Below are 18483 nucleotides of genomic sequence, written 5' to 3' on the forward strand. Positions count from 1 at the left end.
TCGGCAACCGAGTTGATTACAATAATGAAGCCACTTTCTATAAATTCAAGAGATAATCGCATGGGCGACCTCAACGGCCAATACTGCCCGCATCTTGGCCTAGACGTACATTTTTTCTACTTCTAAAAAATAGTTCTTTGATCGGAATAAAGATCTGAGGCAGGGAAAAAAATCAGTAAAAAAGCGAGTGTTTAATAGGGCCATTTCAATAGGTGCTTATTTTTCCAATAGGATAAATAAAAAACATATTCTTATTATTAATGACAATATATTATATTTAGGTATATAAATATAAACATATGTTTAAACCATTTCTTATTCTCTTCCTAATTTTCATTTCCTGCCACGTGAAAGCTCAAAAAAGCAGTTCTTATTTTTATTTAAAGAATACCGCAGATAGTTTAATTTTTGAAAAGAAGACACCTGAAGCTTATTTGTTATATCGAAAAATGGTCAAGATTAGTGATATAGATCCGTTTATTGATATAGAATTGGTAAAATTAGCACTAAAAGTAAAAGACAGTAAAACAGCGGAAAAATATTTAAAGCAATCTATTTTAAACGGTGCTTCTTTAGGGATGTTAGAGGTTGACAGTAATGTAAATAGTTTTTTAAAACATCATACCAATTGGAGAAAAACCTACGATTTACTTCGTCAAAAACATCTAAGCAAAATAGCTCATTTGGAGGACCGCACAACTTTACTTAATATGTTGGAAAAGGATCAGGCATTGCGTTCCTTATTGGGAGTTATTGAATACAAAAAAGCTGATTCTCTTATTTTCGCTAGTGACACGGCTAATATGGCCGTGATAAAGGAGATTATAGCGAGAACAGAGTTTCCAAATCTTGAAACTGTTGGCATGGATGGCGTAAACGCTATCTTTATATTATTATTACATACTTTAAACAATGGGATTGAGGATGCCAAAAATATTGAAATTTTGACACCATTGATGAAAAAAGCGGTTATAGACCTCAAGTATCCACCTTTCAACATGGCTTTAGTTATCGATAGACACCGGGCCATAATCCGTCAAAAACAGATTTATGGATCATACTGGGAAATGGGTAAACAAAACAAAAGAATTGTTACACCGATTGAGAACATTGATGAGGTAGATGTACGAAGAAAAGAAATTGGGCTACCACCGCTAAGTCTTTTAAGGAACCAAAGAGGGTATGAATTACCTGTGGATTATAAAAACTAAGTGATAATTTCAATTCAGCCAAAAAAAACATCACCTTGATTTAATCTGCCTTTTCATAAAAAAAATCGCAGGTATCATCTACAACAATGACAATACTATTTCCCCGTTTTTTTATGACTAATTCACACGAAGCAGTACCTCCAGAATAACGCAAAACCAATCGCGTATCAAATACGCCGTATGCTACATGGTATTCTCCATTGCCAAAAAAAGAACTTCGATATTTATTGTTATCCAACAAGGTTAGCTCATCATCTCTATCCGGCAGCTCTGCACCTGCAAAGCATTCGTGATATTTGAAGTCATATTTCCCTAATACCATCGAATGCGTAATCAATCTTGAATAAATAATAGCTGTAGCGATTAAAAACAAGATAAGTAAGAATGGCCAACTTCTAGTTTTCTTCATTCCTTTAAATAAAGATATTATTGTTCTTTGGATTTACGATTAAATTTAGAGTTAAAACTTAAAAGAACAAATTTACAATCATAAAAATCTGTGATCATACAAAAAGCCACATCGCAGGATGTGGCTTCTAAACTAAATTTATAAACATGTGATTCACTAGAGCTCGGCTTTTGCTATGACTGAGCTGGCCTCAAATTATGAGCTACTATTTATACGAATTGATCGATTTGGACACTTTCCAGTCATCTCCTTCACGGACAAAGGTTACTAGATCGGTCTTGGTGAAATCTTCAAATTTCAAGGTCATCCTGGCCACCATATAATCGGCTGATGTTTCAAGTATCTCCGTACTTACCCTACAGTTTAGTTTCTCACCTTTTTGTTTTTTCAATGATTTTACCACTTCACTACGGCTATTTGACTTCAACTTTGCTGTTTGAACCTTTTGATTAAAATCTTCAGCAAACAATTGTTCTACACCAGCCGATTCTCCTTCAGCCATGACAGCAACATAGTGCTCTAAAGCAAAGTCTGCGGTTGACAAGTTAACAGTTGTTTTTGCTGTTTTTGATCCTGGGCCCTCAGCTGCCATTGCACATGTTGAAATTGCGATTAAGGCTGCTGCTGCGATTGTTTTTACTAGCGTTTTCATAATATCTTTATTTTGTCGTGTAAGTTTTTCTGTTCTTATTTCTTAATTCAAAACTACGGTTCACTAGAGCTCTAACCGACAGATTTTAGACTAGTTCCCCACAAAACTCGGTGAATGACTGAGATCAAAAGGTGAACGTCAAAATACATTAAGAACATAAGATCCATTTTATTAACTCCGTGCCAAATACTATACCAGCTGTCCCTGTGCGTTCAATAACGCCCCCGATGACCTATTAAAGCACATTTCGTATCTTTTTTCAAAAAAAGTAGATGTACGGATGCGAACAGTTTAAAACAATATCGTTCACATGCGTACACTATATTAAATGCTGGCAAAAAGATGAACTGAAGCCATAAGAGATATATAAAAGCTACGAGCATCGATACAATAAAGCAAGGTCAAATGCTCTTAATTTTTGCCTTGTTGTCTATCGTTATTGCCTGTTTAGGGCTATTCGGTGTAATCACATTCGCTATTCAATTGCGGATAAAGGAAATTGGTATACGTAAAACATTAGGCGCAACATTAAGCAACCTCGTTTATCTACTATGCTCTGATATGGTTAAACTGGTCGGTATAGCACTGTTGATTGCACTGCCGCTCGGATGGTTATTGATGAATCAGTGGCTGCAAGAGTTCGCTTATCGCATTTCGGTCAGCTGGTGGATACTTGCTCTCGCAGGGATTATTGCACTGGTAATTGCTATTCTAACCCTATGTACCAGAGCAATAGCCGCTGCAAAAGCTAATCCGGTCGACAGCTTAAAAGTGGAGTAAGAATTTGAAAACAACCTCTTCCTCAATCACGCCATTCTACTACCCGTACGGCTGTCGCGGGAGCATCAGCTAGACCCTCAGCATCCTTTTGCACTGTAGGCTGCACAAATAAAGCAATTTTACGTTTCTTTTGCCACAACTGGGTATCATATGTAGGTTCCCAGGCTCCTACAGACTGATCACAAAGATCAATAATATTATTAGCCTCTTGCTGCATCCCATTCAACCTCAGTATCGAAGGTCGGTAACCGCGCTCTTGATCCCGAAAGACCAGCGTCAACATTGTTTTATGATCTTTTCCGCGAACCAATAGCTGCGGCCTGGCAATTGGAATATCCTTTGTTCCACCACCACTCAGCGTAAAGGGTGTTTTTCTAAAATCAAAAGACCGGATCTTCCATTCACCCTCTTGTAAATAGATGACCTTGTATTGTGGGATCTCTGATCCTGCGTCACGCCAGTAACTGGCGATAAAAGGATTCCCTTTTTCATCCGCAGCGATAGAGGTTTGATTAATCAATTCGTGCTGTTGTGGGATACGGGCTGCGTATTCAACGGTAGATTCTTTCATAGGTAGCTCGTACCGCATGCCATTACTCTTTTGCCAGGTTAATCCGCCATCGTTTGAACATGCATAAGCCATATCATGATTGCTTTCCACATTGGTACTTTCCCGCCACACCCAAGAAAGATGTATCGTTCCCCGACGATCCACATAACTTTGCCAATAGGCATTTCTCCGCCCCTCGCCATCAATCAGATTGCTATGCATCCGCTCCCACTTCTGTTGTTTACTGTCGTACCTATTAACCACAAGATTACCATGACCGGATCCGCCATCACGATATAAAAACAGCAACTCACCACTGGGCAACTTTAAGAATTCAGGATAGGTCACCTTTGATTCATTTTGTCCCAGCATGGCTTGCTCATAACCTAGCACAAGACTATTGGGGTGAAGGGTACGTGCATATCTCAACTTGCTGTCATGCTGATCCCAGCAAACGTGGAGATATCCTGCCTTATCCACCATAATACTGATCACATTATGGGCATCCTTCACATGCCCAGTATAACCCGAACGTCGCAACTTCCAGACCTTGCCAGAAAGTAACCGCTGACCTAGAACTACATATCCAGCTTCGTCATAATAAGCGATATATTGGTATTTACCATTGCTGGTTAATGAATTTTTACGAAATACGGTTGTGTTGACCGTGTTCTTTGCCCAACCATTTCCGACAAGCGTATTCTTAATTTTCTGCCCTTGTGCATTGTAAATAAACAAGAGGCACGCGCAAGCGAGCATCCCTACTCTTATTAGTTGATTTAGATATTGCTTCATTGAATTTTTTATACATTTGCTGATTCCGCCAAGTCCTTTTGAAAGGAGTCTTATCACCGGAATTTGGGGTTATTGAATGGCTTTGCTCTGATCTTTATGCCAGTCCTGTCCTGACCAGATACGCCGTGCACTCCAGTCGCTCGCTTCACTTGTCCAAAAAGAATCTCCGTCGGGTAATCCCAAAGGCAAAAAAATTACTGAACATAAATAGGGGCTCCCCTGATTATTGTACGGATCGCCCAAGCCCGGCTGATTACCATACATACCCAATGTCAACCAGCCCTTTTCATACGTATTAGGGTTTTCAGTCGATTTTCTCAGTACCGCAGACAGAGCAGCCTTCACCTGTCCTTCGCTAAGCTCCACAGGGAGCCGTTTCTTGAAAGCCATATCGGCGAGATGATGGAAAGCTGCCGCACGATAGATTACAGACCTTCCCGTCGGGGGGAAGCTGCCATCGGCATTGATCATCCGCTCCTGAATTAGGGCATAGCGCGCATTGCGGAGCTTGATTTTTGCAAACATCCCATCATAGTTTTTAGTTTTCAGCTGTATGAAATCCATAATTCCGGCCAGGAAGGGATGGATAACATAACTATTATAGTAATCAAACGCATAATGCGGACCATCCATGTACATTCCATCGCCAACATACCACTGTTCCAATTGCTGCAGCGCATAATCAACGCGCATCACGTCCCAATCATCCGAATACTTCGCTAAAAAAACTTCATTCATCGCTGAAAAGAGCAACCAGTTTGAATAAGCCGGCCGAAATTGGCGGGTAATTTTTATGGATGCTACCAAATTCTTTTTTGTCTGTTTGTCGATATGATCCCACAGCCAAGGACTTCGCATAAATCCCAAAGCGATAAATGAGGCATCAACAAGTTGTTGACCACCGAGATCAAAACGCATAAAATCCCGCGCATTGCTGTCCAAAGCATTTTTAAGTGCTTGAACAGTCCATGCTCTATACTGATCGCGTAACTTTATCTCTTCAGCCGAACCGCCATCCAAAGAAAGCCAGGGCGCTATGCCTGACAATACCCTTCCCAAGACTTCAACATATTGTACTTTGATGCGCTGTTCCTTATTATCCACGTGTATAGAAGTCATTTGTGGCATAGTTAACCGTAGGCTATCATGGGCCAGACTGCGGAGGACAGGACGCAACATCTGATCCATTTCTTTAAGCCAAAAAGCTCTATCCGTCTCCTTTGCTGATACAGGTTTCTCCTTCAAGCCCTGTCCAAGGGCAGTATGGCCTGTCAGAAAAATGACCAAGAACAATAAAATCTTATTTTTCATTTTCAAATCCAATCTATTTTTGAGCTAAATAACGATACATTTCCGAGCCGGCTAATAAAAACGCACCTACACCAAAAGGAGCTGTAGAGTTGGTACCCACCACCTGTCCGGGGATAGCTTTTTCACCGATCGGTTGTACATACCCAACTCTGCCATCGGGTTGTAAAGCGACCTCACTAAGATATTTCCAGCCTTTAACCGCAGCATCTTTAAATTTAAAATCGCTTAGCAATCCATTATTTATTCCCCAGAGCAGTCCATAAGTAAAAAAAGCGGTTCCGCTTGTTTCCCTGCCGGGTGCATGTTCGGAATCTAACATGCTTCGAGTCCAGAATCCCTCCTGCTGTTGACAACTCATGATAGCGGCTGCCATTTCCTTAAAACGCTCCTGATAGTAGGTATAATGTTTATCCTCCTCAGGTAGATCTTGAAGAACCTTCGCAAATGCCGCGAAAACCCAGCCATCGCCCCGGGCCCAAAAATCCTTTTTGCCGTGTAAGCTCTGGTGTTTGGGGAAAACATATTTTGCATCACGGTAATACAATTTCGCTTCCTGATCAAACATGATACTATCGGCATATTGCAAATAAGTATACATCTTATCCAGATAAAGTGAATTCCCTGTCAATTTGTACATTTTAGTCATCACCGGCATCACCATATACAAACCATCGGCCCACCACCAATAGTCCTGTTTATTGGAGTGGATCTGATATTCCATGACTTCTTGAGCACGTGCAATCTTTTCAGGGCTTGGCGATAAATGATAGAGATCGATATAGGTTTGGAAACAGATTTGCCAATCACCAAAAAGAACGTGTTCGTCTGTTTCCCCATAGTTGTATTTCCACAGTTGCGTATCGGTAGACTTGGCTCCTTTCCAATCATTGTATATCGCCCAATCCGTAGAATATTTTAAGTCTCCTGCTGATTTTGAAATCTTATAGAATTCCATATTTCCGGTATGATAAGCTGCCTGATCCCAAAACGCCCAAACTTCGGGCTTATGATGAGACTGCCAGTATTGGTTTGCCTTACTTAGCTGAGCTAGTACGGTCTTTTTGTTCAATTGCTGTCCAAATGAAAAATGTCCTACAAACAATAGACATAAGATTAAATTGATCCGCATATATTTAGATGTATCGTATTTTTTGATAAACTAGCACATAAGCTGCTTAAATTGGTTTGTACACTATTTTAATAGAGACACTTATTACTTTCATCCCGTCCTCTTTTTGCTTTATGAAGCAAAATCTTACTCGTAAAAACTGTTCGTCTTAAATAAACGTACAATATACACTTATTTTAAAAAACAATCGTATCTTTAACCATATAATCTTCAAATTGACTTTTTCTGATCACAAAAGTTGTTTTCAAGATAATAACCTATGATAAGGAAGAATCGATAAATTATCTGATATCGGAAATACCATACTAACATCGCTGCTAACATGCCTAGTTTGAACAGACTCCTACATTCACGTCAGGCCTTGATCCTGATATTCGTTCTCATCCTTGTTCACACAAGCACGCTGACCCACGCGCAATTCCCCAAGGAGATGAATAAAGATTTATCCAATAGTTCGGTGAAATCTATATTTCAGGATAGCCATGGCTTCATGTGGTTTGGTACCTACGACGGGCTAAACAGATTCGACGGTTATGATATAAAAACCTACAGAAATCAGCTAAATAACGAAAATAGCATTCCGCATAATTATATCTATTGTATAGCAGAAGACCATAATAAAAAATTATGGATAGGAACTGGTCAAGGAATTGGAGTCTACGACCGAAATTTTGATACTTTCACGCGTTTAAATTATATAGACCAAAAATCAAAACGGTCATATCATCTCAATGCCGATACGAAATCCATTCAAATCGATAGTGATAATAATATTTATATCGGCACAAACGGCTGGGGGCTATTTTACAAAAGTCATCAAGAAGCATATGCCATACAAATTGCTTTTAAAGATTATAAATCGAACCTATCCACCTTATACTACCACGTATCGGCCACGCACATTGACGCGACCGGCATGGTATGGGTTTTTATAGAGGGACGCGGTTTATATGCTTTCGACAAAAAAACTCAGCAGTTGAATCTTGTATCGAAGGCTATTACGAGTGCAACCTGTATGGCTAGCACAAACAGCGGTGAACTCTTTATTGGTAATTACGAGGGGCTATTTGTTTGGAAAATCAAAGACCATATGCTTTCGTCCTTGTATCCACAGGAGCTTAAATCGAGCCAGATCAACATGCTGACGCTGGAGGGGCAAAACAAACTTTGGTTAGCCACCCAAAACAATGGCATTTTTATACTTAACCTATCTCATGGAAAAGCAGCAAATAAAAATGTTCTACAGCCCGTACAATTTTCACTGAATAGCAAAACCATTTATACGGTTTACATAGACTCCCAGCGTAAAATATGGATTGGCACCGGAAAGGGCGGCATTGAGACCATTGATAACAATGGCTATAAATTTAATTATTTACAGCAGAAACATTATGCGGGATTTAACTTAGCGCACAAATTTGTACGTTCTTTCGTTGAGTATGATAACAAGATCTGGATTGGTACCGAAGGTGATGGCCTTTATGTATGGGATAACAAGACCAATCAGGTTCAATCTTTTCAAAAAGGGCCACAGCAATTGCCAGACAATACGATAAACCATCTTTTGACCGGAACTAACGGAGATCTATGGATCGCAACCGAAAGGGGCATTGCGCGTTATGCAAAAGGTTCGGCTTTAAAATATTATGTTTGCAGGACGCCAAATGGGGTCGTAAATAACAGTGTACAATTACTTTTTAAGGATCAGGATGAGAAGATCTGGGCAGCGACATTTTCTGAGGGAAGAGTATATACATATAATCCGACAAGCGACCAATTTGAAGTCTTCAGCGAAGACATCTATGATATCAATTGCATGATTGACGATAAACAAGGTAATATCTGGATGGGGAATTACAATGAGATCATACAGCTAAACAAGAAGACACGAAAAAGCGCCAGGTATTTAATCGGAAAACCTGTTCGTGCCATTCGGCTCGGAAAAAATAACAGACTTTGGTTAGGAACAGAAGGTAAAGGGCTCTTGGCATTTGATAGCAAATCAAAAAAGATTGTCGAAAATTATTCCACAAATGAAGGTTTGAGTAACAATGCCGTACTTAATATTTTGGAAGATAAAACCGGGAAACTATGGTTAAGTACCTTTAATGGCCTCTCGAAGTTCGATCCTTCCACTAAAAAAATTGTACGATACGAAGAAACGGATGGGCTTCAAAGCAACGAGTTTTCTTATGGAGCAGCATTTAAGCTCAAAGATGGCCATCTTCTTTTCGGAGGAAACAACGGTTTTAACATCTTTGATGCAGATAGTATCAAACTGAAAATTTATGAACCTGCCTTAGCAATCACAAGTCTTAAAATTAACAATAAAAAGATTGCCGAACTGAGCGACCGGGTCGATATTGGAAAAGATAATACTATTCACAAATTGACCCTTCCCTACAATCAATCTACTTTTTCGCTGGAGTTTGCCGCCTTGGAGTTTGATTCGCCACAAAAGATAAAATATAGATACCGCTTGGAAGGTTTAGACAAGCAATGGAACGATGCCGGGTCTACCCGATCTATCAATTACAACGGCCTGCATGAAGGAAATTATACCCTGCTTATTCAATCGACCGACTCGGAAGGCAATTGGACAAATAAGCAGATTAAGCTCGAGATTCAAATTCTCCCGCCTTGGTATAGAAGCTGGTGGGCTTACCTGCTTTACACGCTGGCTATGATCTATACGGGGCTATGGTATCTGCGCTATCGGAGGAGGCAAATCGCTTTAAATTATGAAATACAGCTTTCAAAATTCACCATCCAAAAGGAAAGAGAACTCAATGAAAAGAGGCACGCATTTTTTACCAATATATCGCATGAATTTAGAACACCGCTGACCCTAATTATTAATCCGATTAAAGATCTGCTGAAGACCAATAAAGAGTCTGAAGACAGGGCTTCCCTTCAGGTAGTACATAGGAACGCCAAAAGGCTTTTGAGCTTGGTGGACCAGCTGCTTGTATTTAGAAAAACAGAGGACGGTGCCGAACAGCTCAAAACCAGCATTTTCGACTGTCAAAGCTTTATGAAAGAAATATTTCTATATTTCGCTGCCCAGGCAAAATTACAAAAGATAAATTATCAGTTCCAGGAAAATTCCGATCCGGTCTTTGTCAATGCCGACAAAGAAAAAATTGAGATCATCTTATGCAATCTAATATCAAATGCCTTTAAATTTACGCCTTCCGATGGCGCTATTCATATTGCTCTATCGCAACAGGGTAGGGAATTAACCATTCAGATCAAGGATTCGGGAAAAGGTATCCCCGAACATCTTGGCGATAGAATATTCGACAAATATTTTTCGGATCCACTGACTGGCCCCAAAAAACAAACGGGATTCGGGATCGGCATGTATCTGGTCAAAACTTTTGTTGAAATGCACGCCGGAAAAATAAGTTATACGAGTTCAACAACAGCGGGAACAACATTCGACCTCGTTTTGCCTATCGTGGCACAACAAATGCCGGCCGAAGAACCATTGGCAGATGTAGCGCACCGCAACGAGTCGGGGATTCAAATGCTATACGATGCACAAGTGGTGACAGAAACAGCTCCCACATTTCCAACGGCCATATCAAGCAAAAAATTCAGTATCTTATTGGTTGACGACGACGATGCGATCCGCAGCTATCTTACCGACATTTTTAAGGTAGAATATACGGTCTATGGTGCCCGTAATGGCGTTCAGGCATTAGCTATGATCAACGAAAAACAACCTGATCTGGTCATAAGTGATATTATCATGGAAGAGATGGATGGATTGTCACTCTGCAAAGCCGTAAAATCTAATGCTACGCTCAACCATATTCAAATCATCCTGCTTACTTCAAGTACTTCCGACGGCACGAAGTTAGCCGGAATTCAATATGGTGCCGATGATTATATCCACAAGCCATTTGATTCGGAAATATTGTTGCTTCGGGTCAAGACATTACTGCAGAACAAAAAGAACCTTCAGGACTTTTTCCTTAACGCTATCACATTACAGTCGAATGAGCTAAAGATATCGATCACAGACAAGCTATTCATAGAACGGTGCATTGAGATTATTGAAGAGAACCTACTGGAAGAATTGACTGTAATAAGCCTTGCCGAAAAAACGGGGATGAGTCATTCGTCACTTTATAAAAAAATTAAAACAATTTCAGGCAAATCGATCAATGAATTTATCAGGTCGGTACGACTCAAAAAAGCAGCAGAAATGCTTATTTTGACAGATTCGAAAATTAATGAAGTAGCTAACTTAACAGGTTTTTACGATCAGCGCTACTTTAGACAACAATTCAACAAATTGTTTGGCGATACACCATCCGACTATGTCAAAAAGTACCGAAAAGCATTTCAGAATGAATTCCATGTAGACCGGCCTTAGTCTGAATTGTTAAAAAGTAAAATAAGTCCTGTACAACAATCACGAGCTCTTTCTGCTGTACAGGACGCTATAATTATTCGACTGGTTTTATAACGAAGGAGAATGAATAATCTTTGTACGGCAATGTATATTCGTGAAGCGGCCATGCTCCCCAGCTATTGATTCCGCCTACGCCCATTTGTCTGAGGTCAATATTAACTTGCGTTTGTTTCCTTTTGACAAGGTCAGCGGCATGGCGTTGTTGTCGCTTGGGACCGTCGTCCAAATCCTTATCAAAATAATGCAAGGCACTTATACTGAAAGTAGAATCTGCCGTAAAAAACAATCCCTCACCTTGCTTATTTCTTATTTCCATCCACCTGACATCGGTCTTATTACCTGTCTCCTGTGGCATTACATAAGGAAAATACTGTTGATCGACGGTCTGTTTATAAATTCCGACATGCGATGCAAAATTACGGTCGATGTAGTTCTCCTGTGGTCCCCTACCGTAGTAATTAATGGCCTCAAAGCCAGCAGGCATGATCCATTGCATGCCGAAACGTGGCAGAACAGCAACCTTTTTTGTGGTGTCAGCCGTGAATGATTGAGAAACGCGCATTTCACCCCGTTGATTAATGCAGTATTTCATTGCTAACTGTCCATATACCTGAGGCATTTTGTAGGCCGCATAGACATAGACCAGGCTATCGATTAATTCGGATCTAATTTCAAGTAATTCAATAGAATCCGTAACCTGTTTCCAAGATTTCAGTTTTTCAGGTGTATTTGCACCGAAATCGTTATCATTCGGTGCACGCCAATAATTAGTCTTAAATAAAGCATGCTCATCCATTAAATCCCGTCCTTTGTAATGATATCTGGTCAGCCATCCTGATTTAAGGTCAAACTCCATCTGCAGCTGTTTTGCCGAGATAATCAGATTTCCATCTTTTCGCTCAGTCTTGATTTTCCCCTGTGCCACAATGGTTGTATTAGGTTGAAAAACACCACCTAAAGACAACTGTTCGGTTGCAATAATATGCCCCATAGGAAGTAAGGGTTCGGCTTTTTTCAATCGATAAGTCAGATTCAGAAATTTCTCCCCACGTGCATCTGTTTGATAAGGGATAAACAGCACACCAGATTGTTGCGGCAACACATTCAAGTGACTGATTAAACCAGATTGGGCTTTCTTTCCATCAACAATAAGCTCCCATTGAAGTTCAACATTGTCAAGTCCGGTAAAAAAACGTTCATTGTAAACCTGTATCTTTTTCTCCTTCATTAGGCTGCTATGGATATCTTGATATACTTTCTTCATTTCCCAGGCATGCGGATAGGGTGTCCTATTAGCATAAAAAATGCCTTTGGAAGCATAATTCCAGTCCGTTATGGCTTCCTTAGGCTCATAGTCTCCACCATAGGTATAAACCGTATCGCCTTTAGCGTTGATTTTAATAAAACATTGGTCCACAAAATCCCAGATATATCCGCCTTGGAATATTCCTTTATTTGCCCGAATGATGTCCCAATAATCCTTAAAATTTCCTAATGAATTTCCCATGGCATGGGCATACTCACATTGAATAAAGGGCCTTTGGGGCTTAGGGTTGCGCGCTGCATAATTTTTCATCGCCGATGGGCTTGCATACATGGGAACAATCAGATCGGTATTCCAATCAAATCTTAATTCCCCATAATTATTCACAGCCCTTTCGTATTGTACAGGGCGACTTTTATCGAGCTCTTTCATCCGGAGGTAGGCCCGATAGAAATTGTAGCCATTTCCAGCTTCGTTGCCCATGCTCCAAATAATTACGCTGGGATGATTCCGGTCGCGCTGAATAAGACGTTCAACACGGGCAACATGTGCCTTTTCCCAGGTCGGCCTATTGGCCATCGTATAAGACAGATCATAGCCCATGCCATGAGATTCGATATTAGCCTCATCAATCACATACAATCCATATTGATCACAGAGTTGCAACCAATATTCGGCATTGGGATAGTGGCTGGTACGGACAGCATTGATATTGAACTTTTTCATGAGCTGTACATCACGCAACATATTTTCTTTGGAGATCACATGCCCTGTTACAGGATCTGTTTCGTGCCTGTTTATTCCCTTGATAAGTATAGGCTGTCCATTCACGTGCAACTGACCTTCTTTGATCTCAACCCGACGGAAGCCCACTTGCTGGGGAACGACCTCGCTGAGTTTACCCTCGTGGTCTATTAGCTTAACAGTCACCTGGTATAAATTTGGCATTTCGGCCGACCATAGTGCAGGACGCTCTATGGTCTGTGCAATATCCATCTCTTGTCCCGAGACTTTAACAGTTTTAACTGACACAAGACGACCATTTCTATGTAATGAAACCTCTGCTCTTAACTCATCTTGACTGCTCTGGTTAAAAATCAGCTTAGTATTTAGCTGTCCTTCATCAAAAGAATCGTTGAGGGTCGGTGCCAACTGAATATCACGTAGATATATCGGTTGCCGTGCCAGCAGATAACAGTCTCGTGTGATTCCACTGAGGCGCCACATGTCCTGATCCTCCAAATAATTTGCAACTCCCCAACGCATGACGCGCATTGTGATTAGATTTTTTCCTTTTCTCAAATATCTTGTTACATCAAACTCGGAAGGTAATTTGCTATCCTCCCCATACCCCACATATTGACCATTTACCCAAACAGATAGATTTGATTTGGCAGCCCCAATATGGAGGATAATAGGTTTGCCCTGCCAATCCTCAGGAATGACTACCTCTCGGCGGTACACAGCCGTGGGGTTGAAATCCATCGGCACAATTGGTGGATTTGGTTTTCCGATCAAATAAGTGAATTCAAAACCGGAGGTCGTATACATCGGGAAACCGTATCCATTGAGTTCCCAGTTTGCAGGCACCTGAAAATTAGCCCAAAGATGATCATCATAAGTCAACGATTCAAAATTGGCCGGTAATTTTGACGGACTATCTGCCCATTTAAATTTCCAGGGACCATTCAAACTTAAATAAGCGGAAGATTCACGCCAATCGCTATTGACGATCTGAGACGTATTCGGAAAGGTCACAAAATCGGTATGCATGGGCAGCCGGTTTTCTTCGGTTATCGTTTCATCCAACCAAGGGATTCCTTTTCGGACAAGAGTATCTAGCTGTTGCATTTTACGCGGTCCATGTGTCAAGGTAACACTGGACTGCGCATGTCCAAAATTGAATATCAAACTATAGAGTAGAATAAGCACCAATTTATTCACAAACTGCATGTTTTATTATTTAGCGATTAAGAAATCAATTCAAAAAAGAGTGGTTTGTTTCACAGAATGTAGGTTAAATACGGCCATACGGCAGGCCTAGTGAAATACACTTAAATCCCATTGATCCTTCCAATTTATCTGTACTTTTTCATTCTGGAGATCTACCGGTAGCCAGATATATCTGCTATCCATAAGATCTTTGGGGTTCCAGCGGTCGGCCATAAAGATAAAGGCATCTGTTTTTCCTGCGACAGGAAGAATAAATGTGGATTGACCGCCATAAGTCAAAGCCGAATTTGGCCCTTGCATTGGATCCCCTAGGGATTTCCAGGGGCCAAAAAGACTCTTAGCGACATGGAGCTCTGCACGATTTGGAGCCCAGCCGGTGCATCCGCTGGTGATCAGATAATACTGATCTTTATGCTTGAATAAAGCTGGGGCTTCCCGATGATTCCGGAAGAGTAAGGAATCTTTTGCTGTCACATGTAGGTAATCATCGGTTAATTGAACCAGGCGTAAGGCATAGTTTTCGTCCGATGAATAGATTTGGTAAGCCCTGCCATCGATGTCTACAAATAAACCCATATCACGTGACATATTGTTATTTGGCCGGAAGCTGTGGACAAACTGAAACGGCCCAAGCGGAGAGTCACTGGTAGCAACGGCGGCCCTGGCTGCTGCATAGCCTTGCCCTTTCAACTCAAGATGGAACCACATCACATATTTCTTCAGCTGCTCATGATAGATAACCTTTGGCCGTTCCATAATACAGCCCCAGGCAATATCGCTTGTAGAATCTGCGCTAGGTGTGAGAGCCAATCCTTCAAACTTCCAGTTATACAAATCATTGGATGAGTACACATTGACGCCCTGGGATGTCGTTCCGCCACGTTTCTCACCATACCAATAATATTTTCCATTTTGATGAAGTACGCCGCCGCCATGGGCATTGATCACATCACCGGATTGGTCTTTCCATATTTCCCCTGGCGTAAAGCTATTCATTTCAGCACGTTCTACTTTTTGATAGACCCGGATATAATCAATTTCATATTTAGCGGGAAGTAATTTATCAGCTATCGTGCCACCGTTTATTCCACCGAGGGCCAAATTTAACAGGAGATAATGTGGTTGGGTAAATGGATTGAATCCTGTACCGTCCCGATTGACCAATTGATCCATAGGGACGTGAAGCATTTCCATATCATCCACATAAAGCGTAATGGCATCTTCATCCCAAACCATGCGCCAGATATGAAATTGATCTGCCCAAGCCTTTCCGCCAAGATCTTTGACTGCTTTTGTCTTACCGAACCAATGTGCTTTCCACCGTTGGTCAGTGCCAGTTGCGATATTGGCTAATATATTGCCGCGATAATATTCCATGATATCTATTTCACCATTGGATGGCCATTCCTTGCTCGTGCCTAAAGTCCAGAATGCGGGCCAAAGGCCCTCTCCAACAGGGATACGCGCGCGGATTTCAAAAATTCCGTATTTCCAGTGCTGCTTTCCTAAAGTATTTATCGAAGCCGAAGTATAGGTTATCTTTTTACGGCTGGCAATCCAATCAGAGCTGCCCTGAATAAAACCCGGATGATTACGTTGTTCTTTTTTTGCTTCAATAACCAACAGGCCATTACGACAGGAAGCGTTTTCCTTTTGATACCACTGCTCTTCCCGGTTGCGTTTGAAACCTTCTTCGTAACTCCATTTAGTCGTGTCGGGTGCACCATTATAATCAAATTCATCCGACCAGACCAATTTATACTGCGGTAGGATGGGCTGTTGACTATAGGCGATAAAACAACTTGACAGCAAACTAAGACAGACAGATAAAAGTTTTTTCATGATTTAGTTTAAGTTTCTTTGAGTTAACTGCTCGTGATGATCAGTAAACAAAAATATCCCCCTTTTCCTACGTAGTCAAGGGGGATATTGAGTCAAAAAGAGGGATATATTCGTATTTGTGTAATAATGAGATGACACATATCCCTTTTTATATTTCTACAAGCCGGTTGGGGCAGTTCCACTGATCAGTGACCATCCTGGATTCTGATAAATAACGGAATTTTCTGCTGTTCCATCATCCGAAGCCAACTGGAAATGCTCGACGGCAATAGGTGCAAGATAATGCGCCATGGCAAATTTCACCCCAGTATAAGACAGGGCATTGCTTCGGACCTCCAATGGTCTGAGGTATTCACTCCGTGCAGGATCTGAAACGACAGATTTATCATTGGTAGCGCCATAAATCAGCTGTTCGGGTTTGTACCAATCTTTCATCGGCCCCCAGAGTTTAAAGCCTTCAAAATGGTCTGCTGTTGTAATCAGCTGGTCCATCGCACGCCAGCGCTTGAGATCCATCCAACGTAGACCTTCCGCCATGAGTTCGCTTCTGCGTTCGCGACGTATATTGTACAATGTAGGTGACACAAACTGTCCTGCAGAATACGCGCCCCAATCTTTCTTCTCTTTCTCCATTTGTGTTGCAGCAATGGTTGCATTGAAATCTTGGTCGACCTTAGCACGTGTACGCAATGAGCGCCAATAGGCCTGCGCCTTCGTATCTAAATTTTGATTCTTTTCGAAACAGGCCTCCATATAATTGAGGTAAGCTTCGGTAGCTCGGAAGGTAATACTACCCGTAAATCCCTGTCCGTTTAGCGTTTGTAAACCGTCGTATGAAATACCTTTACGTATAGTATACCCCGTTGTATAACGTCTTTCCCAATCGGTATCGTAAACAGTCGGTGTGGGTTCAATAAGGGTATAGTGCGTACCTTGTCCAATATTGACCAATACATTCTTTTGGCCGGGCTCTTTTAAAAACAATTGTAAACGACCATCGCGATTTTTCCGAACATCTGCGATGTAATCATCGCCCGCATAACCACTGCCGGAAGCGTAAATAGGCAGTCCATTGGACATCAGGAAGCTTTCAACAAGGCCGCGTGTCAAACCAACCGCATAATTGCCACGCTGTGCATATACCGGTACATTGTGTGTCACCAAACTCTGGTTGTATTGTCGCCACAAAAGTACTTCGCCATAGCTGGACATATCCACGGCACCAAACATACTGAAGTAAGGATTCTCATTGTTGGCAGATTCTATTATTCCGGTGTTGCTCACCAGCGGCACATTGTCAGCAACCGCAGCTGCCGATTCCATGGCCTGCGTTAAAAAGTAGTCGATCTCTCCGGCAATACTTCCCGTCGGAAATGCATAATTGCTATTGTATGATTTTGCCGCACCAGGCCATCCTGGTCCTTTAGGGACGAATGCGGTTCCGCTAAAGTATTTGAGCCAGGTACCTTCGTACAAAGCTACTCGGGACTTGAACAGCTGGGCTACATTTTTTGAGATCCGCTGTTTCTTGCCATCGGGAGAACTTTGGTTCAGCAAGGTAATGGCCGAATCCAAGTCTGAAAGTATAAAACGCGCGACTTCATTTCTTGGTGAACGCTTGCTCGCTTCCACTAAAATACTCTTATCCTTATCCGACATCACATTGCGAATAATCGGAAAATCGCCCAAGGCCTGCAATTTCCCAAAGTAAACATAAGCCCGTAAAAAATAGGCTTCACCGATATAATGTGCTATGTTACTGGAATTTCCGAGAATACGATTTTCCTTCCATTTGGGAACCACCGTATTGATAAAATAATTCATCTGATAAATACTTGAAAAATCCCAGTCACCGCCGTTCGATCCAACGCGCCATTGGCCTGGAATAAACTTATTATCGAGTGTTGGAGTAGCCATATTGTCTGTATTTCCGTCGATGCCGAACGTGCCAAAGGACCAGTTGCCATGCGAAGGAAACAGTCCAGCATATTGATTTACGGTATAAGCAGCAAGTTGTGATTCCTCATCCAGATACGCTTCAGGTATGATGGACGAAGGGGGGGCAATATCCAAATATTTATTGCAGGAAGCTAGGCCTACCAAAGCGACAAGGCCCAATTGCATCAATCTAAAAATAGTACTATTGAATTTCATAATGAATCGA

General features: G+C 41.4%; 11 protein-coding genes. 3 read left to right on the top strand and 8 right to left on the bottom strand.

Going from position 1 to position 18483, the window contains the following annotated elements; all coding sequences use genetic code 11:
• Nucleotides 1-299 precede the first annotated feature (299 nt).
• On the top strand, nucleotides 300-1211 hold the full coding sequence (locus B3297_RS20090; RefSeq protein ID WP_070565262.1) for a DUF6624 domain-containing protein: 912 nt from the start codon (nucleotides 300-302) through the stop codon (nucleotides 1209-1211).
• 40 nt (nucleotides 1212-1251) lie between these two features.
• On the opposite strand, the gene B3297_RS20095 is transcribed toward B3297_RS20090, so the two are convergent.
• Both B3297_RS20095 and B3297_RS20100 read right to left on the bottom strand, forming a co-directional pair.
• Complete coding sequence (locus tag B3297_RS20095) at nucleotides 1252-1620, bottom strand: hypothetical protein (RefSeq protein WP_146752988.1); 369 nt, start codon at nucleotides 1618-1620, stop codon at nucleotides 1252-1254.
• A 205-nt stretch (nucleotides 1621-1825) separates the two neighbouring features.
• Complete coding sequence (locus B3297_RS20100) at nucleotides 1826-2272, bottom strand: nuclear transport factor 2 family protein (protein ID WP_286779361.1); 447 nt, start codon at nucleotides 2270-2272, stop codon at nucleotides 1826-1828.
• Nucleotides 2273-2677: 405 nt separating this feature from the next.
• On the opposite strand from B3297_RS20100, the gene B3297_RS20105 reads away from it, so the two are divergent.
• Nucleotides 2678-3052: an ABC transporter permease gene (locus B3297_RS20105; protein ID WP_201639641.1), complete on the top strand. Its 375-nt coding sequence runs from the start codon at nucleotides 2678-2680 to the stop codon at nucleotides 3050-3052.
• A gap of 22 nt (nucleotides 3053-3074) precedes the next feature.
• On the opposite strand, the gene B3297_RS20110 is transcribed toward B3297_RS20105, so the two are convergent.
• The 3 genes from B3297_RS20110 to B3297_RS20120 all read right to left on the bottom strand — a co-directional run bounded on the left by B3297_RS20110 (nucleotide 3075) and on the right by B3297_RS20120 (nucleotide 6837).
• Complete coding sequence (locus B3297_RS20110) at nucleotides 3075-4397, bottom strand: BNR repeat-containing protein (RefSeq protein WP_236586114.1); 1323 nt, start codon at nucleotides 4395-4397, stop codon at nucleotides 3075-3077.
• A gap of 69 nt (nucleotides 4398-4466) precedes the next feature.
• A complete protein-coding gene (locus tag B3297_RS20115) occupies nucleotides 4467-5708 on the bottom strand; it encodes a DUF2264 domain-containing protein (protein ID WP_201639642.1) in 1242 nt (413 codons plus the stop codon).
• 13 nt (nucleotides 5709-5721) lie between these two features.
• Nucleotides 5722-6837 carry a glycoside hydrolase family 88 protein gene (locus B3297_RS20120; protein WP_201639643.1) on the bottom strand — a complete coding sequence of 372 codons (1116 nt, stop codon included), beginning with the start codon at nucleotides 6835-6837 and terminating at the stop codon, nucleotides 5722-5724.
• A gap of 331 nt (nucleotides 6838-7168) precedes the next feature.
• On the opposite strand from B3297_RS20120, the gene B3297_RS20125 reads away from it, so the two are divergent.
• Complete coding sequence (locus B3297_RS20125) at nucleotides 7169-11221, top strand: hybrid sensor histidine kinase/response regulator transcription factor (RefSeq protein ID WP_286779362.1); 4053 nt, start codon at nucleotides 7169-7171, stop codon at nucleotides 11219-11221.
• A gap of 73 nt (nucleotides 11222-11294) precedes the next feature.
• Here the strand turns inward: B3297_RS20125 and B3297_RS20130 are convergent, their stop codons facing one another.
• From B3297_RS20130 to B3297_RS20140, 3 genes are all read right to left on the bottom strand, one after another.
• Nucleotides 11295-14477, bottom strand: coding sequence for a glycoside hydrolase family 2 TIM barrel-domain containing protein (locus B3297_RS20130; RefSeq protein ID WP_286779363.1), 3183 nt, complete (start codon nucleotides 14475-14477; stop codon nucleotides 11295-11297).
• Nucleotides 14478-14564: 87 nt separating this feature from the next.
• Nucleotides 14565-16319, bottom strand: coding sequence for a family 43 glycosylhydrolase (locus B3297_RS20135; protein ID WP_070565246.1), 1755 nt, complete (start codon nucleotides 16317-16319; stop codon nucleotides 14565-14567).
• 156 nt (nucleotides 16320-16475) lie between these two features.
• Complete coding sequence (locus B3297_RS20140) at nucleotides 16476-18473, bottom strand: RagB/SusD family nutrient uptake outer membrane protein (RefSeq protein WP_070565245.1); 1998 nt, start codon at nucleotides 18471-18473, stop codon at nucleotides 16476-16478.
• Between the last annotated feature and the right edge of the window lie 10 nt (nucleotides 18474-18483).

Source organism: Sphingobacterium sp. UBA3519 (assembly GCF_002377215.1).
Lineage (GTDB): Bacteria > Bacteroidota > Bacteroidia > Sphingobacteriales > Sphingobacteriaceae > Sphingobacterium > Sphingobacterium multivorum.

Excerpts from the sequence above, each read along its gene's own strand:
- B3297_RS20090 (WP_070565262.1), top strand. The coding sequence starts at position 300 with ATGTTTAAACCATTTCTTATTCTCTTCCTAATTTTCATTTCCTGCCAC.
- B3297_RS20095 (WP_146752988.1), bottom strand. The coding sequence starts at position 1,620 with ATGAAGAAAACTAGAAGTTGGCCATTCTTACTTATCTTGTTTTTAATC.
- B3297_RS20100 (WP_286779361.1), bottom strand. The coding sequence starts at position 2,272 with ATGAAAACGCTAGTAAAAACAATCGCAGCAGCAGCCTTAATCGCAATT.
- B3297_RS20105 (WP_201639641.1), top strand. The coding sequence starts at position 2,678 with ATGCTCTTAATTTTTGCCTTGTTGTCTATCGTTATTGCCTGTTTAGGG.
- B3297_RS20110 (WP_236586114.1), bottom strand. The coding sequence starts at position 4,397 with ATGAAGCAATATCTAAATCAACTAATAAGAGTAGGGATGCTCGCTTGC.
- B3297_RS20115 (WP_201639642.1), bottom strand. The coding sequence starts at position 5,708 with ATGAAAAATAAGATTTTATTGTTCTTGGTCATTTTTCTGACAGGCCAT.
- B3297_RS20120 (WP_201639643.1), bottom strand. The coding sequence starts at position 6,837 with ATGCGGATCAATTTAATCTTATGTCTATTGTTTGTAGGACATTTTTCA.
- B3297_RS20130 (WP_286779363.1), bottom strand. The coding sequence starts at position 14,477 with ATGCAGTTTGTGAATAAATTGGTGCTTATTCTACTCTATAGTTTGATA.
- B3297_RS20135 (WP_070565246.1), bottom strand. The coding sequence starts at position 16,319 with ATGAAAAAACTTTTATCTGTCTGTCTTAGTTTGCTGTCAAGTTGTTTT.
- B3297_RS20140 (WP_070565245.1), bottom strand. The coding sequence starts at position 18,473 with ATGAAATTCAATAGTACTATTTTTAGATTGATGCAATTGGGCCTTGTC.